The organism is Thioclava sp. F1Mire-8 (genome assembly GCF_002213165.1).
Taxonomy (GTDB): Bacteria; Pseudomonadota; Alphaproteobacteria; order Rhodobacterales; family Rhodobacteraceae; genus Thioclava; species Thioclava nitratireducens.
On record NZ_NBNY01000001.1, the window covers coordinates 1,514,783 to 1,540,050 of the forward strand.

General features: G+C 64.8%; 21 protein-coding genes. 13 read left to right on the forward strand and 8 right to left on the reverse strand.

Annotated features, from left to right (window positions below):
- Positions 1 to 249: 249 nt before the first annotated feature.
- From B6V75_RS06960 to B6V75_RS06985, 6 genes are all read right to left on the reverse strand, one after another.
- Positions 250 to 2,217: a bifunctional 2',3'-cyclic-nucleotide 2'-phosphodiesterase/3'-nucleotidase gene (locus B6V75_RS06960; RefSeq protein WP_088719132.1), complete on the reverse strand. Its 1,968-nt coding sequence runs from the start codon at positions 2,215 to 2,217 to the stop codon at positions 250 to 252.
- A 148-nt stretch (positions 2,218 to 2,365) separates the two neighbouring features.
- Positions 2,366 to 3,379, reverse strand: coding sequence for an oligopeptide/dipeptide ABC transporter ATP-binding protein (locus B6V75_RS06965; protein WP_088719133.1), 1,014 nt, complete (start codon positions 3,377 to 3,379; stop codon positions 2,366 to 2,368).
- Positions 3,376 to 4,353 carry an oligopeptide/dipeptide ABC transporter ATP-binding protein gene (locus B6V75_RS06970; protein WP_088719134.1) on the reverse strand — a complete coding sequence of 326 codons (978 nt, stop codon included), beginning with the start codon at positions 4,351 to 4,353 and terminating at the stop codon, positions 3,376 to 3,378. The genes B6V75_RS06965 and B6V75_RS06970 overlap by 4 nt, the downstream gene beginning before the upstream one ends.
- Position 4,354: 1 nt before the next feature.
- Positions 4,355 to 5,278: an ABC transporter permease subunit gene (locus B6V75_RS06975; protein WP_075776287.1), complete on the reverse strand. Its 924-nt coding sequence runs from the start codon at positions 5,276 to 5,278 to the stop codon at positions 4,355 to 4,357.
- Between the two features lies 1 nt (position 5,279).
- A complete protein-coding gene (gene oppB, locus B6V75_RS06980) occupies positions 5,280 to 6,203 on the reverse strand; it encodes an oligopeptide ABC transporter permease OppB (protein WP_075776288.1) in 924 nt (307 codons plus the stop codon).
- A gap of 65 nt (positions 6,204 to 6,268) precedes the next feature.
- Entirely contained in the window at positions 6,269 to 7,888 is a 1,620-nt protein-coding gene (locus B6V75_RS06985; protein WP_341865727.1) for a peptide ABC transporter substrate-binding protein, read from the reverse strand.
- A 421-nt stretch (positions 7,889 to 8,309) separates the two neighbouring features.
- On the opposite strand from B6V75_RS06985, the gene B6V75_RS06990 reads away from it, so the two are divergent.
- The 11 genes from B6V75_RS06990 to B6V75_RS07040 all read left to right on the forward strand — a co-directional run bounded on the left by B6V75_RS06990 (position 8,310) and on the right by B6V75_RS07040 (position 20,921).
- The gene (locus B6V75_RS06990; protein ID WP_075776289.1) at positions 8,310 to 9,752 is read left to right on the forward strand and encodes an MFS transporter; all 1,443 of its coding nucleotides are present in this window, start codon (positions 8,310 to 8,312) and stop codon (positions 9,750 to 9,752) included.
- Between the two features lie 142 nt (positions 9,753 to 9,894).
- Positions 9,895 to 10,914 (forward strand): aldo/keto reductase, encoded by a 1,020-nt coding sequence (locus B6V75_RS06995; RefSeq protein ID WP_088719135.1) that lies wholly within the window; start codon positions 9,895 to 9,897, stop codon positions 10,912 to 10,914.
- A 225-nt stretch (positions 10,915 to 11,139) separates the two neighbouring features.
- Positions 11,140 to 11,511 (forward strand): hypothetical protein, encoded by a 372-nt coding sequence (locus B6V75_RS07000; protein WP_075776291.1) that lies wholly within the window; start codon positions 11,140 to 11,142, stop codon positions 11,509 to 11,511.
- On the forward strand, positions 11,508 to 13,832 hold the full coding sequence (locus B6V75_RS07005) for a pyrroloquinoline quinone-dependent dehydrogenase (RefSeq protein WP_088719136.1): 2,325 nt from the start codon (positions 11,508 to 11,510) through the stop codon (positions 13,830 to 13,832). The genes B6V75_RS07000 and B6V75_RS07005 overlap by 4 nt, the downstream gene beginning before the upstream one ends.
- 207 nt (positions 13,833 to 14,039) lie before the next feature.
- Positions 14,040 to 14,549, forward strand: coding sequence for a 2Fe-2S iron-sulfur cluster-binding protein (locus B6V75_RS07010; protein WP_075776292.1), 510 nt, complete (start codon positions 14,040 to 14,042; stop codon positions 14,547 to 14,549).
- Entirely contained in the window at positions 14,549 to 15,571 is a 1,023-nt protein-coding gene (locus B6V75_RS07015) for a xanthine dehydrogenase family protein subunit M (RefSeq protein ID WP_088719137.1), read from the forward strand. The genes B6V75_RS07010 and B6V75_RS07015 overlap by 1 nt, the downstream gene beginning before the upstream one ends.
- On the forward strand, positions 15,568 to 17,763 hold the full coding sequence (locus tag B6V75_RS07020) for a xanthine dehydrogenase family protein molybdopterin-binding subunit (RefSeq protein ID WP_088719138.1): 2,196 nt from the start codon (positions 15,568 to 15,570) through the stop codon (positions 17,761 to 17,763). Before B6V75_RS07015 ends, B6V75_RS07020 begins: the two co-directional genes overlap by 4 nt.
- The gene (locus tag B6V75_RS07025) at positions 17,753 to 18,670 is read left to right on the forward strand and encodes an XdhC family protein (protein ID WP_088719139.1); all 918 of its coding nucleotides are present in this window, start codon (positions 17,753 to 17,755) and stop codon (positions 18,668 to 18,670) included. Before B6V75_RS07020 ends, B6V75_RS07025 begins: the two co-directional genes overlap by 11 nt.
- A gap of 3 nt (positions 18,671 to 18,673) precedes the next feature.
- Positions 18,674 to 19,246, forward strand: a complete 573-nt coding sequence (locus B6V75_RS07030; RefSeq protein ID WP_088719140.1) for a nucleotidyltransferase family protein — start codon at positions 18,674 to 18,676, stop codon at positions 19,244 to 19,246.
- A gap of 47 nt (positions 19,247 to 19,293) precedes the next feature.
- A complete protein-coding gene (locus B6V75_RS07035) occupies positions 19,294 to 20,289 on the forward strand; it encodes a DNA topoisomerase IB (protein WP_088719141.1) in 996 nt (331 codons plus the stop codon).
- Positions 20,290 to 20,432: 143 nt separating this feature from the next.
- The gene (locus B6V75_RS07040) at positions 20,433 to 20,921 is read left to right on the forward strand and encodes a fasciclin domain-containing protein (protein ID WP_088719142.1); all 489 of its coding nucleotides are present in this window, start codon (positions 20,433 to 20,435) and stop codon (positions 20,919 to 20,921) included.
- A 141-nt stretch (positions 20,922 to 21,062) separates the two neighbouring features.
- Here B6V75_RS07040 and B6V75_RS07045 read toward each other — a convergent pair whose 3' ends face one another.
- Entirely contained in the window at positions 21,063 to 21,569 is a 507-nt protein-coding gene (locus tag B6V75_RS07045; RefSeq protein ID WP_088719143.1) for a hypothetical protein, read from the reverse strand.
- Between the two features lies 1 nt (position 21,570).
- A complete protein-coding gene (locus tag B6V75_RS07050) occupies positions 21,571 to 23,022 on the reverse strand; it encodes a trehalose-6-phosphate synthase (RefSeq protein ID WP_088719144.1) in 1,452 nt (483 codons plus the stop codon).
- Positions 23,023 to 23,365: 343 nt separating this feature from the next.
- Between B6V75_RS07050 and B6V75_RS07055 the strand changes: the two genes are divergently transcribed.
- Together B6V75_RS07055 and B6V75_RS07060 are read left to right on the forward strand one after the other, a co-directional pair.
- Positions 23,366 to 24,421, forward strand: coding sequence for an AI-2E family transporter (locus B6V75_RS07055; RefSeq protein ID WP_088719145.1), 1,056 nt, complete (start codon positions 23,366 to 23,368; stop codon positions 24,419 to 24,421).
- Between the two features lie 33 nt (positions 24,422 to 24,454).
- Positions 24,455 to 25,264 (forward strand): hypothetical protein, encoded by an 810-nt coding sequence (locus B6V75_RS07060; protein WP_077701143.1) that lies wholly within the window; start codon positions 24,455 to 24,457, stop codon positions 25,262 to 25,264.
- Positions 25,265 to 25,268: the final 4 nt, after the last annotated feature.

Genomic DNA, 25,268 nt, shown 5'->3' on the forward strand with positions numbered 1-25,268 from the left:
GAAATGCAGGAAACAAATGCTGCGTGCCGTGAGGCTCTGGAAAGACGGCTTGTCTTACTTATTGTTTTAAATGGTAAACTTTCCAATCAACGCAGCCGCTCGCGACATCCGCACCGCAATTCCGGTGTCAGTTCGCGCCCCGCGCGGAGTTCACGTATTCGCGAGATACCGGAGGCAAAGCGCCTCGCGACAGCACTGCGTGGAAAAGGGGCGCCGATGGCGCCCCTTTCAGCCTCTGTCCAAGGCAGTTCAGAGCGTGATGCGATAGAGCGCGAAGCCGCCCTCGCCGTCGCCCGCCTGCTCGATGTCGAGACCCCGGGATTTCACGTCCTCGACATAGGCCTGTGCCTTCGGCCCGGTCTCGAACAGCACCGTCGCGCCGCCCGCGGGCGCGAAGGACCAGTTCGCGTCGGCCTTCGGGTTGATCGTGCCCTTGTCGTGGATGTAGCGTACGATCACGTCGCGGTTGGTGTCGGGCGCACGGTAGATCACGGTCGAGCCGTCCGCGCCGGGGAAGCTGCCGCCCCCCGAGGCGCGGTAGTTGTTCGTCGCGATCACGAACTCGGCCTTCGGATCGATCGGCTTGCCCTCGAATTTCAGATCGACGATGCGGTTCGCGTCGGGGTTCACCGCCACGCCGTCCTTGTCGAATTTCGCGGGCTGGGTGATGTCGATCTGGTAGGTCACCCCGTCGATCACGTCGAAATTGTAGGACGGGAAATCGGGGTTCAGCAGCGTCGCGTCCTTCGCACCCGGCTCGATCTGGTTGAACATGCCTGCAGAGCGCTCCAGCCAGTCCTTCACCTGCGCGCCGGTGACCTTCACCGCCTGTAGCGTGTTCGGATAGAGATAGAGGTCGGAGACGTTCTTGATCGCCACCGGCCCTTTCGGAACATCGGTGAAGTAATCCGGACCGCCGCGCCCGCCGGCCTTGAACGGCGCCGCCGCCGACAGAAGCGGCAGCTTGCCTTCGGGCGTGCCCTCCAGCAGTTTCTTCACGTACCAGATCTGCGCGTTCGAGACGATCTGCACAGAGGGATCGTCGGCCACCAGCGCGAAGTAGGAATAGAGCGGCGCTTCGGTCTCGCCCACCTTGGCGCGGACATATTTGAGCGTCTCTTCATGCACCTGATCGGTGGCCGCGAGGATCGGCTTGTAATCGATGGTCAGCGGCGTGATCGAACGATCCTCGCCGCGCGCGAAGATCGGGCGGATCTCGGAGCTGTGGCTATCGATCTTCCACTTGCCGCCGTCGCGGCTCAGCATAAGGTCGATCAGCCCCATGTGGTTGCCCCAGAAGCCCGCCTGCACCGCGGGCTTGCCCTGCAGCGTGCCCTTCTCATTGTCGATCCCGGGGCCCGAGAAATCCTTGCCGGGGAAGTTACGGTGCTGGTGCCCGGTGATCACCGCGTCGATACCGTCGACGCCTGCGACGTAGAAGGCAGCGTTCTCCATGCCGTCGGTCTGAGGACCGTTGTCGATTCCGGTATGGGCGAGCGCCACGACCAGATCGGCGCCCTCCTCGCGCATCTGCGGAACCCATGCTTTCGCGGCCTCCACGATGTCGCGGGTCTGGTAATTGCCCTCGAGATGCGCGCGGTCCCATTGCATGATCTGCGGCGGCACGAAGCCGATCACGCCGACGCGGATCGGCATCTTGTTTCCAGCCCCATCGGTCAGTTCGCGGTCGAGGATCAGGTAGGGCGGCAGGTAAAGGTCGTCCTCGCGCGGGGTCGCGCCCAGCTTATGGGCGAAGTTCGCGCAGACCATCGGGTAGTTTGCGCGGTCGTTCACCTTCTTGAGGAAATCCATCCCGTAGTTGAACTCGTGATTGCCCAGAGTGCCGCAATCATAGCCCAGCAGGTTCATCGCCGCGATGACCGGGTGGGTGTCGCCCTCCTTCATTCCCTTGGAGTATGCAATGTAATCGGCCATCGGGTTGCCCTGCATGTAATCGCCGTTATCGAAGGTCAGGGTGTTGGCGGCTTCCGCGCGTACGCCCTCGATCAGGGTCGCAGTGCGCGACAGGCCCACGGTATCGACAGGCTTGTCGGCATAATAATCGTAGGGCCGGATATGGCAGTGAATATCGGTAGTGCACAGCAGGCGCAGGTGGGCCTGACCTTCAGCCGCGCGCGCGGTGAACGGGTGGACCATCACGAGACCGCCTGCGGCGGTGGTGGTAACGAGAAACTGACGACGCGAAATAAGCGACATAGGGGGATCCTCCGAGACAATTGGCTCCTTGCCGGAGCGCTCTATCCGGGGATCGTAACAGTCTTTTGACCGATTGGACAAAGACCTTGCGTCAACCTGCGCAAATCCGCGTGAGCGGGCGATGCATCACCGCCCGCCGCACAAGATTTCAGCTCTCCGACAGCACCGCCTGCACTTCGGCCGCAGGGCCGGGATGGTGACAGAAGACCTGACGCCCGGCGACCTCCTCGGTCGGCGGAGTCGTGGCGCAGACCTCGCTCGCCCGCGGGCAGCGGGTGCGCAGCGGGCAGCCCGATGGCGGGTTCAGCGGGCTCGGCAGATCGCCTTCCAGCGCGATCAGGGTCTTGTTGCGCTCGATCTCCGGGTCTGGGATCGGCACCGCCGACAGAAGCGCCTGCGTGTACGGGTGCTGTGGCTCTGCAAAGATCTTCTCGGTAGCGCCCGCCTCCATCATCTGGCCCAGATAAAGCACCATCACCTCGTCGCAAACATGGCGCACAACGCTGAGGTCATGGGCGATGAAGATGACCGTCAGGCCCAGATCGCGGCGCAGATCTTCGAGAAGCGCGATCACCTGCGCCTGAATCGAGACATCGAGCGCCGAGACCGGCTCATCGCAGATCAACAGCTTCGGCTCCACGACCAGCGCGCGGGCGATGCCGATGCGCTGACACTGACCGCCCGAGAACTCGTGCGGGTAGCGGTTGATCTGGTTCGGCAGAAGACCGACCTTCTCCATCACCTCGCGGACCTTCTGCTTGCGCTCCTTGCGGCCCATCTTCGGGCGATGGGTGCGCAGCGGCTCCGCGATGATCTCGCCTACGGTCATCCGTGGGTCGAGCGAGGCCAGCGGATCCTGAAAGATCATCTGGATGTCGGAACGGTATTTCAGCATCTGCCGCGGCGAGAGCGGCAGCAGATCGGTCTTGCCCTCCCAAATGATCTCGCCCTCGGCGGGCAGCATCCGGATCAGCGCGCGGGCCAACGTGGACTTGCCACAGCCTGACTCGCCCACGATGCCGAGCGTCTTGCCCTGCTCCAGCTTGAAGTTCACGCCATTGACCGCGCGCAGCTTCGGCGGCTCGGTCCACGGCAGGTCCGAGGCGCGGCGGATTTCGAAAGTGACCCGAACGTCGCGGGCCTCGATCAGCGGGGTCGTCATGCGGCGGCCTCCTCGATCGTTTCAATGGAACGGTGGCAAGCGCGGGCGCGGCCCGGCGCGAACTCCGTCAGCGGCGGCATAACGTCGGCGCAGACCTCTTCGACGAAATCGCAGCGCGGGCAGAACGGGCAGCCCTTCGGCGCGCCGGTCATGTTCGGCGGATTGCCCCGGATCGGGGTCATCGCGACTTCCGCATCGAGACGCGGCAGCGCGGCCAGCAAGCCCTTGGTATAGGGATGGGTCGGGTTGGCGAACAAAGGATCCACGGGCGACTGCTCCATCACCTGACCGCCATACATGACGATCGCCCGCTCGCAGAAGCCCGCGACGACGCCCAGATCGTGAGTAATCAGCACGGTCGCCATGCCCAGCTCGCGGCGCAGCTCGCCCAGCAGGTCCATGATCTGCGCCTGCACGGTGACGTCGAGCGCGGTCGTCGGCTCATCTGCGATCAGCACATCTGGTTTGCACAGAAGGGCCATCGCGATCATCACGCGCTGGCGCATCCCGCCCGAGAATTCATGCGGGAACAGACGCACGCGGTTCTTCGCGTCCGGGATCTTCACCAGTTCGAGCATATGCGCGGCCTCAGCCACGGCGGCGCGCTTGCCCAAGCCCTTATGCAGCATCAGCACTTCGGCCATCTGGTCCGAAATCCGCATATAGGGGTTGAGCGCGGTCATCGGATCCTGAAAGACCATCGAGATCCGGTCGGAGCGCAACTTGTTCAACTCGGGCTCGGGCAGGTTCAGGATCTCCCGCCCGTCGAATTTCACCGAGCCCGAGGCCTTCCCATTCGCGGCCAGCAGTCCGAGGATCGAGAAGCTGAGCTGCGACTTGCCCGAACCGGACTCGCCGACGATGCCCAGCGCCTCGCCGCGCTCGAGCGCGAAACTGACGCCGTTGACGGCGTGAACCTCGCCCTCCTGCGTTGCGAACCGGACGTTGAGGTCGTTGACTTCCAACAATGGCATATCAGCGCTCCTTCGGGTCGAGCGCGTCACGCAGCCCGTCCCCTACGAAATAGAAACCGAACAGGGTGGTGACGAAGAAGAACAGCGGGAAGGCCAGCTGCCACAGCGTGCCGTAGCTCATCGTCCCCGCCCCTTCAGAGATCAGCGCCCCCAGCGAGGTCTGCGGCTCCTGCACGCCGAGCCCGAGGAAAGAGATGAAACTCTCCGTCAGGATCATCAGCGGCACCAGAAGCGTCGCGAAGACCACGACCACGCCCACGAGGTTTGGCAGGATGTGGCGGCGGATGATCGTCGGCGCAGGCACGCCGATGGCGCGCGCGGCCTCGACATAGTCGCGGTTCTTCAGGGTCAGCGTCTGGCCGCGCACGATCCGCGCCATCTCCAGCCAGGATATCAACCCGACGCCCACGAAGAGCATCCCGATCGAGCGGCCATACATGACCAGCAGCAGGATCAGCACGAACATGTAAGGGATCGCCAGCAGGATATCGACGAGGCGCATCATGAAGCCGTCGACGCGGCCCCCGAAATAGCCCGAGATCGCGCCATAGACCGTGCCCACGGACACCGCGATCAGCGTGCCGATCACGCCGACCAACAGCGAGATCTGCGTGCCCTGCACGGTGCGCGCGAACAGATCGCGGCCCAGATCGTCGGCGCCGAAGTAATGGCCGTTCGCGAAGGACGGCGCAGAGGCCGTGGCATCGCCCATCACGTTGTAGTCGATGTCGGAATTGTTCCACGCCGCGATCAGGTTGCCAAACAGCGCGAAGGCCACGACGAAGACGAGCAGCGCCAGCCCGAAAATCGCGGCCTTATTGTTGAAGAACCGCCGGCGCGCGTCCGCCCAGAGCGAGCGGCCCGCCACGTCTTCGCGGCTCGTTGCCTCGGCGAGCGAGGTCATCTTGGATTCGTCTATGACCATGTCAGTACCGGATTTTCGGGTCGATCCATCCGTAGACGATATCGACGACAAGGTTGAACAGGATGGTCAGCGTGCCCAGCAGGATCGTGATCCCCATCATCACCGCGTAATCGCGGTTGAGCGCGCTATCCACGAAGCTTTTGCCGATCCCGCCCGTGGTGAAATACACGTCCACGATCACCGAGCCGGTGATCATCGAAACGAAGGCCGGACCGAGATAGGAGATCACCGGCAGCAGCGCGGGTTTCAGTGCGTGCCGCATGATGATCTTGCGCTTCGGCAGACCCTTGGCCCGCGCGGTGCGGATGTGGTTTGAGCTCAGCGTCTCCAGCATCGACGAGCGCGTGATCCGCGCGATCGAGGCCATGTAAGAGGTCGAAAGCGCGATCACCGGCATGATCCAGAAGCGCGGATCGTCGAAGCTCCAGCCGCCGCCGGGCAGCCAGTGCAGCGACAGCGTAAACACCAGCACGAGGATCGGCGCCATCACGAAGTTCGGCAGCACCTGCGCGCCGATGGAAATGCCGACGGCGAGGTAGTCGAGCCACGAGTTGCGCTTGATCGCGGCGGTGACGCCGAGAGTGACGCCGACCAGAACGGCGGCGATGAAGCTGAGGAAGCCGTAGGTCAGCGTGACCGGGAAGCCCTGCGCGATGATGTCGTTCACCGAGCGGTCCTTATACGAGAACGACGGCCCGAAATCGAAATGGGCGACCACGTTCCAGAGATAGGTCGCGATCTGCTTCCACAGCGGCTGGTCGAGCCCGTATTTCGCGTTGAGATTGGCGAGCACCTCGGGCGGCACGGCCCGCTCCGACGAGAACGGCCCGCCAGGCGCCGTGTGCATCAAGAGGAAGCTCGCGATGATGAGCACCAGGAGCGTCGGGATCGCGATGGCCAGACGCTTGAGAATGTAGACGATCATAAGAGTGTCCCGAAATAAGTCGGGCGGGCCGATCGCGCGGCCCGCCCGTTATCGTTTCAGCCGGCTTACTTTGCGACCTTGTACATGTTCTTCGCGTACCAGTTCAGCTGGACGTTATCGAACGGGTAGCCCTTGATCTGCGGGTTCAGCAGCATCGGCAGCGAGTAGGCGTAGATCGGCGCGAGCGGCATGTCCTCGGCGAGGATCTTTTCCGCCTTGGTATAGTCCTCTTGCGGATCTTCCGCCGTCTTCGAGTCCTTCATCAACTTGTCGTATTCGGAATTCGACCACTGACCCGAGTTCTGATCCGACCACGAGGTGTTCACGTCGAGATAGGTCGAGGCCTCGTTGTAGTCGGCACACCATGCGGTGCGGGCCACGTCGAAGTCATGCTGCCCGTTGAGCTTGTCGAGATAGACCTTCCACTCGTAGTTCTCGAGCGTCGACTTCACGCCGATCTGCTTCCAGAACTGCTGCACCGCGATCGCGATTTTCTTGTGGTCGGCCGAGGTGTTGTACATGATCCGCAGGTTCAGCGGGTGATCGGGACCGTAGCCGGCTTCCTTCAGAAGCTCCTTGGCCTTGTCCATCCGTTCCTGCTGGGTCATGTCGGCATAAGCCACGTCCGGCGCCTTGAAGTTCGCGGTCGCCCAGTGGGTCCAGGTATAGGCCGGTTTCTGGCCGCCCTTGAGGATCTTGTCGACGATGATGTCGCGGTTGATCGCGTAGGACAGCGCCTTGCGGACCTTGACGTCCTTCAGCGCCTCGGGGCCGTTCGGGCCGACGTTGAAGCGGTAGGCGTAGACGCAGGAGCGCGGCGGAGCGTGCGCGGCATCCGGATACTCATCTTTCAGACGCGGATACTGACCCGCCGGGGTCTGCACGAAGTCCAGCTCCCCCGCCTCGTAGCGCGTCAGCGCCTGGTCGTTGTCCTGGATCGGGATGAATTTCAGATCGGTCAGCGTGACATTCGCGGCATCGTAATAAGCGTCGTTCTTCACCAGCTCGATCGAGTCGCCGATTTTCCAGCTCTTCAGCTTGTAAGGACCGTTGACGACCATGTTCTCGGGCTTGGTCCAGTCGGAACCGTATTTCTCCACGACCTTTTGCGGCACCGGGAAGGTCGAGGACAGAACGAGCATCTGGCGGAAATAGGGGATCGCGCTGTCGAGCGTCACCTGCAGCGTGTGGTCATCGAGCGCCTTCACGCCAAGTTCGCTCGGCTTCTTGTCGCCCGCGATCACATCATGGGCGTTCTTCACCTGCATCAGCTCGATATACCACGAGTATTGCGAGGCGGTAGCCGGATCGGCGAGACGACGCCATGCATAGACGAAATCCTGCGCGGTGACGGGATCGCCGTTCGACCATTTCTCGTCGCGCAGGTGGAAGGTGTAGGTCTTCTTGTCGTCGGAGACCTCGTAGCTCTTGGCGAGCGCAGGCACGAGATTGCCGTGATCGTCCTGCTGGTAGAGACCTTCGAACATCTGCTGAAGAACGTCGTTACCGTCCTTCGATGTGCTCAGATCCGGATCGAGCGTCTTCAGATCGTCCTGCAGCCAGTAGGTAAAGGTCTGGTCAGCGGCGAGCTTGGTGCCTTCGGGCACTTTGCTCGACTGGGCGAGAACGGGTGCGGCGCTGCCCAACATCAGGGCAAAAGCGGAGATCGCGGCAATCGACTTCAAGGGATACCTCCATTTCCGGGGTCCGGTCGCGCGCAACGTTAAGGCGAGCGCGGGGCCCCGTTTTTTCGTTGATAGGGCATCAAGGGCATGATCGCGGCATGGCGCAAGTCTGACGTAACGGTGCTCACACCCATGTGAGAGCGCATTTCACGGGCCTCCGAGAAATCTTTTTGAAACTTGCGCGAGGCCCTTTTTTTTCGCAACGAACGCCAAGCCCCGTTGCCCGCACCCAAGCCTCCCCGCGCCGTTCCCCTTCGAATCCCTGCGCCCGCGATGCATCCACTCGCGCGCCCCTGTGCGTATGTATTTTGACACACTCGAAAGTTGTTCCGCGTGACCCCTCCGAAAGACCCACTATTGACCAGCTTCGCCCCTCCGCTAGCTACCCTTGGCGTTACAGCCGCGACAGAACGGACTCCGAATGGCCGAACCCGAACAAGCATCCCCGCTTTCGCCCACCCGCCGCTGGGCCGCCGCAGCCGTGTTGCTGCTGGCGAACTTCATGAACCTGATCGACATCACGATCGTCAACGTCGCCCTGCCGTCGATGAAGGAAGAGTTGTCGGCCCCGCCGAACCTGATCGAGTGGATCGTCGCGGGCTATACCTTCTCCTTCGCGATCCTATTGCTGCCGGCGGGACGGATGGGCGACTTGCTGGGACGGCGCAAGCTATTCGTCTCGGGCATCGCGCTGTTCACTACCGCCTCGCTGATATGCGGCATCGCCCCGGGGATCGGCACGCTGGTCACCGCACGCATCGCGCAGGGCGTCGGTGCCGCGATCATGACGCCGCAGACGCTGGCGCTGGTGCCGCGCCTGTTCCCGCCGGAGCAGCGCGGCGCTGCCTTCGGCCTGTTCGCGCTGACCGCCGGGCTGGCCTCGGTGGCAGGGCCGATCATGGGTGGGTTCCTGCTCACCGCCGATATCTACGGGCTCGGCTGGCGTCCGATCTTCCTCGTGAACATTCCCCTCGGCATCGCCACCTTCATCGCCGCGCTGATGCTGGTGCCCAAGGGACAGGGCAACCGCAAGCTGGGCATCGACAAGGTGGGCATCGCGATCGCCGCCGTGGCGATGCTGGCGCTGCTGTTCCCGCTGGTCGAGGCGCCGTCGATCGGCTGGCAGGGATGGATGTATCCGATGATGCTCGCGGCCCCAGTCCTTGGCTGGATCTTCATCCGCTGGCAACGCCATCAGGAAGAGCGCAAAGCCCCGCAGCTTCTGCCGATGCGCCTGCTGCGTTCCGGCTCGTTCCTGTCGGGCAGCCTTCTGAACGCGGCGCTATTCACTGCGGTACCGAGCTATTTCTTCACCATCGCCCTCTACCTGCAGGCGGGCTACGGGCTCACCCCGCTGCAATCGGGCCTGACGACGACGCCCTTCCCGGTCGGCGTCCTGCTTGCTTCGGCCACGACCGGCTGGTTCGGCGACCGCTGGATACGCTGGCGCGTGACCGGAGGCGGCATGCTGCTTGCGACGGGCTTTGCGGGCCAGCTATGGGCGATCTGGTCGATGGGCGACGCGATCAGCTGGTGGCGAATGGCACCTTGGTTCTTCCTTGGCGGCTTCGGCATGGGCAACACGGTGTCGCCGCTGTTCCAGGTCGCGCTCTCGTCGGCGGACAGCAATGACAGCGGCTCGGCCTCGGGTGCGGTGCAGGCGCTCCGTCAGGTCGGAATCTCCTTCGGGATCGCGATCATGGGCGGGATTTTCTTCGGCATGTTGGGCGGCGCGGATCAGGGCGATCACGAGGCCTATCGCAGCGCGATGATGTCGGCGATCGGCTACGCGCTCGTTGTAGCGACGGGGGTGATCCTCACACCGTGGTTCACGCCGATGAAGCTGGAGCGCGCCAAGGACTGACGCCTCCGCCCCCTCGCGCGATGACACGATCGTGCGCGCCAGCCCTACCCTGCGACGCTCGCCGCGAGCGCGGCGCGCGCCATCTACCCGGACCAGAGGGGCCGTCCGAACCGGGCCCCTACAGATGCGAAAGGAGCGATCCATGCGTTACAGACCTCTCGGCCCCAGCGGCCTCCTCGTCTCGGAACTTTGCCTCGGCACGATGACCTTCGGCGGGTCGGAGGGCATGTGGGGCCAGATCGGCCAGCTGCGGCAGGATGACGCCGACGGGCTGGTGAAGACCGCGATCGACGCGGGCATCAACTTCATCGACACCGCGAATGTCTATGCCGGTGGCGAGAGCGAGCGCATCCTCGGCCAGAGCCTGCGCAATCTCGGTATCGCCCGCGACGAGGTGGTCATCGCGACCAAGGTGCTCGGCCCGATGGGCGAAGGCATCAACCAGCGCGGTGCGTCGCGCTATCACATCATGGAGCAGTGCAAGCAGAGCCTGGAGCGGCTGCAGCTCGACCATATCGACCTCTATCAGATCCACGGCTTCGACCCGATGACGCCGATCTCGGAAACGCTGGAGGCGCTGACCACGCTCGTTCAGCACGGCCATATCCGCTATATCGGCCTGTCGAACTGGGCCGCGTGGCAGGTGATGAAGGCGATCGGCATCGCCGAGGCCCGCAAGCTCGCCCCGATCCTGTCGCTGCAAGCCTATTACACGATCGCCGGGCGCGATCTGGAACGCGAAGTGGTGCCGATGCTGCGCGACACCGGCATGGGCCTGATGGTCTGGAGCCCGCTCGCAGGCGGTCTGCTGTCCGGCAAATACGACCGCGACGGCAAGGGCTCCGACGGGCGCCGCGCCAATTTCGACTTCCCGCCGGTCGAAAAGGACCGCGCTTTCGACCTGATCGACGCGATGCGTCCGATGGCGGAGAAGCGCGATGCGAGCGTGGCGCAGATCGCGCTGGCATGGCTTCTGCATCAGGAAGTAGTCACCAGCGTCATCGTCGGTGCGAAGCGCGAGGACCAACTGACCGACAACATCGCCGCGACGAAGATCACGCTCGACGCGGAGGAGTTGGAGAGCCTCGACAAGCTCAGTGCCCTGCCCGCGGAATATCCCGGCTGGATGCTGGAGCGTCAGGGCGAATACCGCCAGCGCTGAAATAGGGGCGCACATCTCTCACGACACCGCGGCGGGCGGGGCGACGAAATCGCTCCGCCCGCTTTTTCGTGCTGCTGCATCCTCTCGCATGCTGGCCACCAAAGCGGCAGAGGCCCCCGTGCCAAGCGCGTTCCTGCGCCCGGGGCTCAAATCAGTTCAATTTTCATGGACCTCAAAAGACACACCGCGCGTTGGGCGATAAAGCACCTACCAAGGAGAGTTCCGTTGGCACATTCCCGCTCAGCGTCACGGCCACGCAGCATCCTGACTGTTTTGGGGGCGCTCGTCGGCGCCGCCATCGCGATCTGGAATTACGTCACCCCCATGACCGGCGTAACCGGCACGTTCGGCGCAGGGCTGGTGATCGCCTCCTCCGTTTTGATCGCTCTCGCAGGGATCGCGATCCAGATGACAGAGCCGGGCGGAATCCGCACGACATTGCGCGTCCTCGTGGCGCTCGGCCTGATCGGCACCGCTGCAGCTGGCTATTTCCTGCATGAATGGTGGCTGATCGCGGCGATGGGCGTCGTGCTGATCGGCCTCATTTACGACATCGCCTCGAGCCGGGGCGCGCGTTCGAAAGGAGCTTACGCATGAACCGCAAGACCGTCTCGCTCGCCTTCGCCCTCGCCTTCTTTGCGGCCGCCGGGTACGCGCAGGACACGACCGCGACCGACAGCACCGCAACAGATACGACGACCCAACCCGCAGCCGACAGCGGCACGACCGATACCGGCACCACGTCGGGCACGGATACGGCAACCACGGATGCAGCCACGCAATCGGACACGTCCGGCACGGGCGCCGGTACGAACTCGAGCACCGACGCCGGCACGAACACCGATACGGGCGCTACCGCAGACAGCGGTTCCACGGAGACGGGTTCCACGGGCACCCAATCCGACACCCAAACCAATCAGAACCAGCAGACCAACGACCCTGCCGCCAACGAGTCCACGCCTTCCGGCCCCGAGGCCAGCGCGGATCAGGCCAAACCGGTGGCGGATAGCGTCGCTCAGCCGATGCTCGCCAGCGGCACGCGCGAGCGCAACGGCAAACCGCTGGTGCCCGAGAAGCCCGTCTGGAACAGCTTCCACGGCCAGCTCTCCGCACAGAAATATTCGCCGCTGACCCAGATCAATCCCGACAACGTGGGCGATCTGGAGAAGGTCTGGCAGGTCCATACCGGCGACGTCTCAGATGGCTCGGGCGACAAGCCCGCGACCGTTTGGTCGGCCACGCCGATCTTCGCCAATGATACGCTCTATATCGGCACGCCCTTCTACCGCGTGCTGGCGCTCGACCCGGCCACGGGCGAGCAGAAATGGGCCTTCGACACGAAATCCAAGCTCGAGGCGCTGACCCAGCCCGCGCTGAAGAACCGCGGCGTCGCCTATTGGCAGGCCGAGAACCCGGTCGCGGGCAAGGTCTGTCAGAAAATCGTCTATATCGGCACGATGGACGCGCGGCTCTTCGCGCTCGACGCCGATACCGGCAAGCCCTGCCCCGATTTCGGCAAGGACGGCGTGCTGGACGTGAACCAGTGGAACACGGTCAATGACCGCTTCCCGCTCTCCGTGCTGCAGCCGCCGACTGTTGCGGGCAATCACCTGATCCTCGGCTGGGCCGGTCAGGACTGGGAATGGGCCGAAGCTCCTCCCGGTGCGGTCTTCTCGGTCGATGCGCAGACCGGCAAGCTGCAATGGTCCTTCGAGACCCTGCCCGAGAACATCCGCCGCAAGACCGGCACCGCGAATGTCTGGACCGCGATGTCCGTCGATCCGGGTCTGAACATGGTGTACCTCCCGGTGGCCTCGCCCTCGCCGAACTATTGGGGCGGCAACCGGACGCAGCAAATCCCCTACGCAACCTCGACCACCGCGCTCGATCTCGATACCGGCAAGGTCGTCTGGTCGCGCCAATGGGTCCACCACGACATCTGGGACTATGACATCAACTCCGCGCCGACGCTGATGGACATCACCGTCGACGGCAAGGAAATCCCGGCGCTGATGCAGGGCACCAAGATGGGCTTCCTGTTCGTCGTGAACCGCGAGACCGGCGAAGATGTCTGGCCGATCGAGGAACGTCCCGTCCCGCAAGGCGACGGCACGGTGAAAGGTGAGGTCTATGCGAAGACCCAGCCCTTCCCGACCAAACCGGCGCCGCTTCTCGACCAGTCGAAAAAGCCGGAGGTCTGGGGGATTGCCGATCTAGTTTCCGGCGGCGCCTGCTCGAAGCTGTTCGACAACCTCACCTACAAGGGGATGTACACCCCCCCGACCACCACCGGCGAAGGCACGCTGGCCTATCCCGACAGTGCGGGCGGCGTGCAGTGGGGCGGCGTGGCCTTCGATCCTAACGCTCAGATCGCGGTCGTGAACACCTCGCATATCGTGCAGTACATCAAACTGTGGGAGCGCCAGAACTACGAGAAGAACGCCAGCGGCTCGGGCAACGAAGCGGGCTTCTACCCGCAGAAAGGCGCGCCCTACGGCATGAGCCTCGGCAACGCGCTGAACTGGCTCGGGATGCCGTGCTGGAAACCGCCCTTTGGCGAGCTGGTCGCGATCGACATGCACACCGGCGACGTCAAGTGGCGCAAGCCGCTGGGCAGCTCGCAGAAATACGGGTTCTTCATGCCAGAGAGCATGGGCTCGCCCACGATCGGCGGTCCGGCGGTGACCAAGTCGGGGCTGATCTTCATCGGCGCGACGATGGATGCCAAGGCGCGCGCCTACGACATCCAGACCGGCAAGGAACTGTGGTCCTCGCAGTTGTCGGCCCCGGTCGTCGCGAACCCGGCGATCTACGAGTACAAGGGGCGCGAATACGTGGCCTTCATCTCGGGCGGCAACTCGATCCTGAAGCCCGCCGTGGGTGATCTGGTGGCCGTCTACGCGCTGCCGCAGAACTGATCGCGGCGCAAAACACAGGCCGGGCGGCGCGGCACGGACCTCGCCCCCGCCCAAGACGCGAACCGCGTCCGCAAAGCCCTCACCGCAACGTGAGGGCTTTATCTCAGGAACCTGTGCCGCGCGCGCGGTGTTCCACATTCAGCTGGTTTGAGCGCCTGCCTCCCCAGATGGCTGCGCCAAGCCCGAATTCCGGACAAGGGGGACCCCATGAAGGTTTCATTTCACGTCAATGGCGAGGCGCGCGCGCTCGACCTCGATCCGCGCGTGACGCTGCTCGACGCGCTGCGCGATCATCTACAACTCACCGGCTCGAAGAAGGGCTGCGATCATGGCCAGTGCGGCGCCTGTACGGTGCTCGTCGATGGCCGCCGGGTGAATTCCTGCCTGAGCCTCGCAGTGATGCATGAAGGCTCCGAGATCACGACGATCGAAGGGCTCGGCACGCCCGAGAACCTCAACCCGCTGCAGCAGGAATTCGTTTCCTGCGATGGCTACCAGTGCGGCTATTGCACGCCGGGGCAGATCATGTCGGCGACGGGCATGCTGGCCGAGGCCAGGGAAGGCGCGCCCAGCCATGTCAGCGACAGCCTCACCGGCACGTCGGAGCTGACCGATGCCGAAATCGCCGAGCGAATGAGCGGCAATCTCTGCCGCTGTTCGGCCTATCCCTTCATCCGCGAGGCCATCTCGCGTGTCGCCGAAGCGGAGGAGAAATAATGAGACCTTTCGATTATCTCCGCGCCAACGCACTCGATGACGCGGCCTCCAAGGCGGGTGACGGCGCGCAGTTCATCGCCGGAGGCACCAACCTGCTCGACCTGATGAAGCTGCAGGTGATGACCCCCGAGACGGTTATCGACATCAACAATATCGACGGGCTGGACAAGATCGAGCCGCATGAGGGCGGGCTGAAGATCGGCACGTTGGTGCGCAATGCCGACCTTGCGGCCGATCCGCAGGTGCGCCGCGCCTATCCGGTGCTGTCGCGCGCGCTGCTCGCCGGCGCTTCGGGCCAGATTCGCAACAAGGCGACCACGGGCGGCAACCTGCTGCAACGCACCCGTTGCCCCTATTTCTATGATCCCGCAATGGCCTGCAACAAGCGCGACCCCGGTGCGGGCTGCGCCGCGAAGGGCGGCGTCAGCCGCATGCTCGCGATCCTGGGCACCTCGGCCGCCTGTCGCGCAGCCCACCCCTCCGATATGGCGGTGGCGATGCGCGCGCTCGATGCGCGGGTGGAAATCCGTGGCACCGATGGAGCGACCCGCACCGTGGCGCTGGACGAGCTTTATCAGCTGCCCGGCGAAACCCCGGAGATCGAGACCTGCCTCGAGCCGGGCGAGATCATCACCGCAGTGATCCTCCCTGCCCCGCAGCCGAACGCGACGCAGAGCTATCGCAAGATCCGCGACCGCGCCTCTTATGCATTCGCGCTCGTCTCGGTCGCCGCCGTGGTCGAAATGGACGGCGAGACGATCAAGACCGCCTCGCTCGCTTTCGGCGGCATCGGCGCGCGCCCCTGGGCGGATGCGCAAGTAAACGCGATGCTCGAAGGCGAGACCCCCTCGGAGGAGCTGTTCGGCAGGGCCGCCGACGTGCTGCTGGCCGACGCTGTCACCGACGAGGGCAACGATTTCAAACGCGAGATGACCCGCCGCGCATTGGTCGCGGTGATGCGCGAGGCGACGGGCATGGCCCCGGCCTCGACCGGAACGGACAAGGTGGAGGCGCTGGCATGAGCGACACGTTCACGATGGATGAAGCGCAGCCGCGGCTGCTGGATGAAACCAATCAGGGTCTGGTCGGCGCCCCGCTCGATCGTCCCGAGGGCAAGCTGAAAGTCACCGGCACCGCGCCCTATGCCGCCGAATTCGCGCTTGAAGGCATGGTCCACGGCGTGATGCTGCGCGCGACGATCACGCGCGGCAAGGTCACCGGCTTCGACGAGAGCGAAGCGAAGAAACTGCCCGGATATGTCGGGCTGTTCCACGGGCCGAAATTCGTTCGCAACCCGGCGCAGGGCATGGCGGGTGCGTCGCCCGTGCAGCCCGGAGACCGCATCGATTATCACGGCCAGCCGATCGGCCTCGTGGTCGCGGAAAGCTTCGAGACCGCGCGCGATGCCGCCGCACGGATCAAGATCAGCTACGAACAGAACCCCGGCGCACCGGTCGACCCGGCCGGGGTGGATCTCGAACTGAACGAGGGCCGCGAAAGCATCCAGGGCGACCTCGACGCCGCGATGGAGAAGGCCGCGCAGTCGGTGGATATCGAATACACCACCGCTGGTCACGTCTCGGCGGCGATGGAGCCGCATGCCGGTATCGCCGAGTGGAAGGACGGTCGCCTTGTTCTACATGGGTCGCTGCAGATGGTGCGATTCAACAAGGAGGAGCTGGCCGATGCGATTGGCGTCGAGTCGGACAAGGTGCATATCCTCGCGCCCTATGTGGGCGGCGGGTTCGGCTCCAAGCTGGGCATTTCTTCGGAACATATCGCGGCGGCGCTGGCCTCGCGCGAGCTCGAACGCCCGGTGCGGATCGTGCTGAGCCGTCAGACCGTTTTCGACGCCGTGCTGCGCCGCACCGAGACGTGGCAGCGTCTTCGTCTCGCCGCCGACGAGAGCGGCAAGCTGACCGGGATCGGTCACGAGGATCGAGTCTCCAATCTCGAAGAGGAAGCCTTCTCCGAACCGGTGAATGCCGCGAGCCGCTTCATGTATGCCGCGCCCAACCGGGTGATGCGTCAGCATATCTCTCGCAATCACCGCACGCCCTCGGGCTCGGTCCGCGCACCCGGTGAAGCGGTCGGCACCTTCGCAATGGAGACTGCGATGGACGAACTCGCGGAGAAGCTGGGTATCTGCCCGGTGGAACTGCGGCTGCGCAACATACCCGAAAAGCATCCCGAAACCGGTCAGGCCTATTCGGCCCGCGCGCTGGAGGAAAGCCTGCGCGAAGGCGCGAAGCGCTTCGGCTGGGACCAGCGCCCCAAGACAGGGACGCGCCGCGAAGGCGAATGGCTGATCGGCATGGGCGTTGCGGGCGCCGGGCGGTCGAACTTCCTCGTGCCCTCTGCGGCGCGCGTCACGCTCAGCGCGGACGGTGCGTTGGTCGAGACCGACATGACCGATATCGGCACCGGTAGCTACGCCATCCTCGGCCAGATCGCGGGCGAGATGCTGGGCCTGCCGATCGATAAGGTCTCCGTGCATCTGGCCGATAGCGACCTGCCGGGCGCGTCGGGCTCGGGCGGCTCCTTCGGGGCGTCGTCGTCTGGGTCTTCAGTCTTCCTCGCCGCGCGCAAGATCCGCGAACAGCTTGCCGACAAGCTCGGCTGCCGGATCGAGGATCTGAAGCTCGGCAACGGCGAGGTCTCCGGCGACGGCAAGAGCGCGAAGCTGGTCGATCTGCTCAGCGATCCGATCAGCGCTGAAGGCAGGATCGAGGGCGGCAAAACCGCCGAGACCCACTTCTCCGCAGGGTATGGCGCGCATTTCGTTGAAGTCGCCGTGAACGAGGTGTCGGGCGAGGTGCGGGTGCGTCGGATGCTCGGCGTTCTCGGGATCGGTCGCGTGCTGAACGAGAAGACCGCGCGCAGCCAGGCCGTCGGTGGCATGGTCTGGGGCGTGGGCGCGGCATTGCTCGAAGAGCTTGGTCACGATCCGCGCACCGGCCATATTGTCACCCGGGATCTGGCCAATTACCATGTCGCCTCGCATGCGGATATTCCGCGCGACATCGAAGTGGTCTTCTTGCCCGAACGCGACGACGAGGCCAACCCGATCCAGTCGAAGGGCGTCGGCGAGCTCGGGATCTCGGGCTCCGGCGCCGCGGTGATCAACGCGATCCACAACGCCACGGGCATTCGGCTGCATCACTATCCGGCCACGCCGGACAAGGTTCTCGAGGGGTTTGCTGATGGACGGTAGTCCGCTCCGCGCGCGCGCACATACTGAAACCCGGCTCGGCATGGCGGAGATACCGCTGCCCGCGCCGGGACGGTTGGCGGCGCTGGCCATTCTGACGCGGATCGAGGGGGCGGGTTACCGCCCCCTCGGTGCCGCTATGAGCCTCGACGATCGCGGCGACATCCGGGGCCATCTCTCGGCGGGCTGCATCGATGCCGATATTGAGCTACATCTGAAAAAGGTCGCACAGGACGGCTGCCCGCGGCACTTGCGCTACGGCGAAGGCTCGCCCTTCATCGACCTCGTGCTGCCCTGCGGCGGCGCGCTCGACATCGCCGTGATTCCTGCCCCGCCGGTCTCCGCTCAAGAGCGGATGGCCAAGGCGATCGCTGCCCGCATGCCGTTTTCGCTACACCTCTCGGGCGCGCAGGGCGTTCTGACGCTCGCGCCGCAGCCCGAGACCGATCTGAGCCTGCATCTCGTGCCCGAGCCGCGTTTCGTGGTCTTCGGCACCGGGATCGAAGCCGAGACTTTTGCCCAGCTCGCGGCGGGCGCGGGCTATCAGGCCGATCTCGTCATGCCCGAACCGGTGACCCTGCCCGGCGTGACGAGCCACGAATTCCGGCGCAGCAACCCGCTTGGCGAGATCGCGCCCGATCCACGCATGGCGGCGCTGTTGTTCTTCCACGATCACGACCGGGAAATCCCGATCCTCGCGCAGCTTCTGGAAAGCGACGCGTTCTTCATCGGCGCGCAGGGAAGCCGCCGAACGGCACGTCAGCGCGCGGTGGCGCTGCGCCGCAAAGGGCTCTCGGAAGCCGCGATCTCTCGGCTGCGCGGTCCGGTCGGCCTCATCGAACAGGCGCGCGAGCCGCGGCTGTTGGCGGTCTCCGTGCTGGCCGAAGTGCTGCAACTCGCGCGGGTCTGAAGCTTGGCGCGCAAGATCATGGGCGTGGTTCTTGCGGCGGGCGCGTCGCGGCGCTTCGGTGCCCGTGACAAGCTGGCCGCGCGTTCCGGCGGAGAGGCCGCGCTCGTGCTGCGTGCCGCGAAGACGCTGCGGGGCCTTGGCCTCCCCCGACGTGCCGCGATCACCCGCAGCCCCCGGCTTCCGAAGGAGCTACGCGGCGCGGGCCTCGACCTTCTCTGCATCGGTCCGGGCCGCGCCCAGAGCGCGAGCTTGCATCGCGCGATCCGCGCCGCGCACGCCAGCGGGGCCAGCCATCTCCTGATCGTCCTTGGCGACATGCCCAATGTCTCGCGGGCGCATCTGCGCCAGCTTCTCGCGACACCCGGACCGCATCCGGGGATGGCCACTTCCGAGGGCCGCCTCGCACCGCCCGCGCTGATCCCGCGCAGGCTGTTCGGCGCGGCTTTGCGGCTGACAGGCGACCGCGGCGCCGGGGCGTTGCTGCGCCGCGCCCCCGACTTGCGACGGATTTCGCTGCCGCCCGGAACGCTGCACGATATCGACCGCCCCGATGACTTGCGCGAAGCCCCGCGATAGGCGCGACACGCGGGGAACTGCGCCGAGACCCCCGGCGTTCTCGCCCCATGAAAGATCTGCCCGATCTCGTCTATTATCCCGATGACCGACCAGGCATCACGCGCCGGCGCTGCGGGCGCGGGTTCACCTATACCGCCCCGGATGGCACGACCATCGCGCGCGGTGCCGAGCGTAGGAGGATCGAGGCGCTGGCGGTGCCCCCTGCCTACGAGGACGTCTGGATTTCACCACGTCCGAACGGGCATCTGCAGGCGACGGGGCGCGATACGCGGGCGCGCAAGCAATACCGCTATCACCCTGACTGGACCGAGTTTCGCGCGCAGCGCAAATTCGACCGGCTCGCGGAATTCGGCACCGTGCTGCCACGCCTGCGTCGCGCGATCCTGAACGATCTGCGCGGCCATGATCCGGGCGACCGGGCCTTCGCGCTGGCCGCGGTTCTGGCGCTGCTCGACCGGACCGCGATCCGCGTCGGCAATGCCGATTACGCCCGCGAGAACCGCAGTTTCGGCGCGACGACATTGCGTGGGGCGCATATGACGCTCGACGGGGACACGCTGCATTTCTCCTTCACCGGCAAGGGGGGCGCGCAGGTCGAAAGCGAGCTCCGCGACAAGACGCTGGAACGCGCCCTGACGCGGCTCGACGATTTGCCGGGCGCCGAGCTGATCACGTGGCTGGACGAGGCGGGGGAGCCCCACTCCGTGCGCTCCGAGGAGGTGAACGCCTTCCTCACTGATCGCACCGGGGCCGAAGGGCTGACGGCGAAGACCTTCCGGACCTGGAACGGATCGGCCGCGGCGCTCGAGGCGGCGATGCGGCAGGCGGATGACGGGCGGGTGACGATCAAGGCGATGGCGGAGGCTGCCGCCGCGCGCCTTCACAACACGCCGGCGATCGCGCGCAATTCCTATATCCACCCCAAGGTAATTGCACTGAGCGAGGCCGAGCCGGAGGCGCTCGCCAGCATCGCTCAGGACGCTCCGGCGGTGGACGGGCTGCGCCGCGCCGAGGCGCAGTTGCTCCATCTTCTCGACGGCTGACCGCTTCGAACGCCCGCGATCACGCGACATCACGAATACGCGCAAAATTGCGAGCCGCGCGTGATCCGCTACCGCGCATCTCCCGTATCTCTCACATGATCCAACATCGGATCTGCCAACGATCCAACCAAGGGAGAAAGAGAATGCTGAGAAGAACCTTCATGGCCGCTGTCCTCGCCGGAACGGCGCTCGTTTCCGCCCCCGCCCATGCCGACAATCATGGCGGAATGGATATCGTCGACACCGCCGTGAACGCAGGCAGCTTCGAGACGCTCGTGGCCGCCGTGCAGGCTGCGGGTCTCGTCGACACGCTCAAGGGCGAAGGCCCCTTCACCGTCTTCGCGCCCACGGATGAGGCCTTCGCCGCGTTGCCCGAAGGCACCGTCGATGACCTGCTCAAACCCGAGAACAAGGACAAGCTGACCTCGATCCTGACTTATCACGTCGTGCCCGGAAAGGTAATGTCCGGCGATCTGAGCGACGGGATGATGGCCGCGACGGTGCAGGGCTCGGAAGTCACGATCAAGACCGACCCCGCGGTCATGGTCGACGACGCCAGCGTCACGCAGGCAGATATCGAAGCCAGCAACGGCGTGATCCACGTAATCGACAAGGTGATCATGCCCAAGTGACGGGCTTCAGGCAAAGCCCCGAGCATTAGGGAGGCCTGTCGAGGGTCCGCTTTTCGACAAGCCGATCCCGGGCCGTTCGCGCAGCTTCATGCGCGAGCGGCTTGTTCTTTGACCGAGCGCTCGGCCCCGGAGAGAACCCGTTCAGGCATGTGCGCTCAGGATCGAGCCGCTCCCGCCAGGATCGCCGCCACCGGCGACCAGGTCGCTTTCCGCGGGCAGATCGTCGGCGTGAATGACCGGCGCTCCGGTGATACGCGACAGGTTCTGCGCGATTGCTTCGATTGCGACATGGCACGCGTGATCGCCATCGTGCTTGGGCACGAAGATGCGCGTCAAACCATGCGCCTGCATGATGTAGGACAGCACATGCGCGATCGAGCCATGCTCTTCCGGATCGGAGAGCGCCTCGTCTTTATAGGTCAGGAAGGATGCGCAGATCGGCGTCGCGCCACAAGCGCCGAGCTGGGCGATCAGCGCCCCGCGCCCACCGCCTTCTTGCGACAGGCAAACGATGTGAGAGCGGTCATCCTTCAGTGCCTCGATGAACGCGCCGTGGCACTCGAGATCGCAATTCCCGGGATGAAGCATCAGGACGAGCGCGCCCTCCTCCGACGCGGTCGTCTCCAGATTTCGTGACATCATGGTCATATCAGACCTCCTCCTTTGAAATAGAGCGGCGCGCGCCCGGGTCGAATTCCCGGCCCTCTTCTTCGTCCCGAAGCCATTCGGCGGCGCGCCCGGTAATGCGCAACGCGGGTGTGCAGGCGGCGAGCCGATTGAGGAAGCTGCGCGCCCAGATCCGCGTATCGGTCGCCTCGACTACCTTCAGGCAGGCGGTATGGCGCGCCTGACGCTCCTCGAGCGGCATCGTGAGCGCCCGGCGGATCGCGGCCGCCGTCTCGTCGACGTCATGCGGGTTGACCAGCAGGGCCTCGGTCATGTCCTCTGCGGCGCCCGCGAAGCGCGACAGCACCAACACGCCCGGATCTTCCGGGTCCTGTGCCGCGACATATTCCTTCGCCACGAGGTTCATCCCGTCCGCAAGCGGCGTGACGAGCGCGGCCCGTGCGCCGCGCAGCAACCCCGCGATCTCGTCGCGCGGCACGGGGCGGTGCAGGAAACGGATCGGCGCCCAATGGACCTCGCCGAAGCGCCCGTTCACCTGCCCCGCGATCTGCTGCAGGTCGGTGGTGATCTCCTGATAGGCCCGCACGCTTTCGCGCGACGGCGGCGCGATCTGCACCAGCGAGGCGCGCGGCCCCGTGTCGTAGGTCTCCAGATAGCGCTCGAACGCGCGGAAGCGTTGCGGCAAGCCCTTGGAGTAGTCGAGCCGGTCGACGCCGATGACATAGGCGTCTCCGAACAATTCGTGCGCGGGCGGCGGCGCGCAGTCCTGCGCCGCCCGGGCGAAACTCTCAGCCGAGATACCGATCGGAAAGGACCGGACGGATACCTCCTGCGCGCCGAATTTGATCGCACCGTCGGGCAACATTTCTGCCCTCGGATCGGCGCGGAACATCTCGAGACAGCGCGCCACGTCGGCCCGCGTCTGCAACCCGACGAGATCGTAATGCGCCAGCCAGCGCGCGAAGGCGGGCGGATCGGGCAACACGTCGAGATCGGTGATGTTGGGGAAAGGGATGTGAAGGAAAAAGCCGATGCGATTGGTTACGCCGAGGCTGCGCAGTTCCTCGGCCAACGGGAAGAAATGGTAGTCGTGAATCCAGATGTGATCTTCGGGCGAAATCACCTCGGCCATCTGCTGCGCGATACGGCGGTTCACCCGGAGGTAGCCCTCGTCGAAGCTGCGATTGATCTCGACCAGATCGGTGCGGTGATGCGCGATCGGCCAGAGCACGGAATTGGCGAAGCCGAGGTAATAGGCCTCGCGGTCTTCCTCGGTCAGACGGAAGGCGAGCTTCTCGTATTGGGTGCCCCCCATATCGATGAGGGCGGGCTCTTCGGACCCGATCTCGGGATGCGCGCCGATCCAGATGCCGCCCTTTTCGCGCAGCGCCTCGTGGAGCGCCACCACGAGCCCACCCGAGGGCGTCGCCTCGGAGGGAATGCGGTTGGACACGACGATGAGACGGGCGGGCATGACTGAAAAAACCTCCGGATTGAACGAATGGTGACGGCTGTCACGTCTGAAATATTCGTCCGCTCAACGCCCCCTTGAAGCGCGCAGTTCCGCCCGATGGCGGAGCGTCGGCAAAAAAGTTTAGGCGATTAACATAAGACATTCCGAACTTTTTTTTCGGGTACATTTTTTCATATCTTTTCATCTTGTTCCGAGAAGTCCGGGAAAAACAGTCTGCTTCGCGCGCGTACGAGGGGACGCCAAAGCGGGATGACAATTCACTTCCGCAGTGTCGCGAGCACGGAACCTCGACGGAGGCGACTGGTTGGCTTTTCAGCAAGCGAAACCTGCCACGGAGAGCGACATGTCACACCCGGCTCAACCCCGCACCGAAGACGCGCGTCAGGCGCCGCGGGGGCTGCGCACATGGGTCACGCGCGAGCGGATCGCCTTCTGGCTGCCGATCGCGATTTTCCTTCTGCTGGTCCTGATCGCTCCCCATATCCTGCTGCTGATCTTCGCCGGGCTGCTCATCGCGGTTTTTCTGCGCATGGGCGGGAACGCGATCGCGCGCAGGCTGCGTATTGGCGAAGGCTGGGGGCTCCTGATCTACGCGCTGCTGCTGATCGGGCTTGGGGTGCTGTTCTTCGTATATGCAGCGCAGGGGCTGTCAGACCAGCTCGACCAGTTGCTGAGCGCCCTGCCCGAGGCACGAAAGCAGGCACAGCAATTCATCGACTCGCATGGCTGGCTGCATTCCTTCACGCGCTCGATCGATCTGGGCGCGATGGCGCCGTCCGGCGAAGGAGCCGCGACGACCGTGATGGTGTCGATTGGCATGCTCGGGAACGCGTTGCTGATAACCTTCATCGGTGTCTACGGCGCGGTGGAGCCGCAGCTGTATCGGCGCGGGATCGCCGCGCTCTTTCCGGCCTCTGACCGCGACTGGATCGTCGCGAGTTTCGCGACCGGCTGGGCGGCCCTGTCTGGCTGGCTCTTCGCGCAGATGATTTCGATGACGGTGATCGGCGTGCTGACCTTCATCGGCCTTTGGGCGCTGAACGTGCCGCTGGCCGCGATCCTCGCGATCCTCGCAGGGCTTCTGACCTTCATTCCCAATATCGGCCCTGTCCTGTCAGCGATCCCCGCCATGGCGATGGGTCTGACGGTGAGTCCGATCACGATGCTTTGGGTCGTGCTGCTCTATCTCGGCGTTCAGGCGCTCGAGAGCAATGTCGTCACACCGCAGATCCAGGAGAGGGCGATGTCGCTGCCGCCGGCGCTGGTGATCGCGTTCCAACTGCTGATGGGCAGCTTCTTCGGCATTCTCGGGCTCGCGCTCGCGACGCCTCTGCTCGCGGTCCTGATGCTGATGACGCGGCGCCATTACCTGCCGCTCGTCAGACCCGAGACCGCCTGACCACCTTTCCTTTCCATCCTTCCGGAGCTTTCGTTGACCACTTTCCTCATCCTCCTCGGCGCCGCCCTCGTCGCGATTTCACTTTGGGATATCCTTCTGTGCGCGTTGGGCGCAGGACAGTCCGGGGCGCTCTCGCGTGCCGTCGCGCGGTTCGGCTTCGCGCGGATGCGCACGATCGGTCACACGCGGATCGCGCATCGGATTTGCGGACCGGTGACGATGGCGTGGCTGGGCGCGGTCTGGATCGCTGCGGTCGCCTTTGGCTGGAGCCTGATCTTCTTCGCAGCGAGCCGATCGCTCGAAACGACAAAGGGCCTGCCTGCGGCGAGCTTCGCCGACAGCCTCTCCTACGCCGGGCACCTTCTTTCGACGCTGGGCGGCGGCTACGCCAACCCCGCGGGCACCGGCTGGTCGCTGATCTCGGTCATCACCGGGGTGACGGGAATGCTGGTGCTTACGCTGGCGGTGAGCTTTGTCTTCTCCACCACGCAGGCGGCAGCGCAGGGCCGCGCGGTGATGGCGCTGGCTGAGGTATTTCCCCCGGGCTCCGACGAGTTCACCGGGCAGTTCCTGCCGCAATTTTCCAGCTACGTCGCACAGGTGAAATCCATTCCCTTCGCTCTTTTCTACAGCACCGCGCGGCCGCAGAGGAGACTGCCGCGCGGGATCTACCGCCTCTGGAGAGACGCACGCCTGACAGAGACACAGCGCCGCGCGCTCCGGATCATCCTGCATGAAATCCCCGGGCTGGAGGAGGTCGCACCCGAGCGGTTCGACGGCGCGCTTCTCGACTGGGCGATGCGCCACGACCTGTGCCCGAACGAGATGAGGCGCAGCCAATGACACA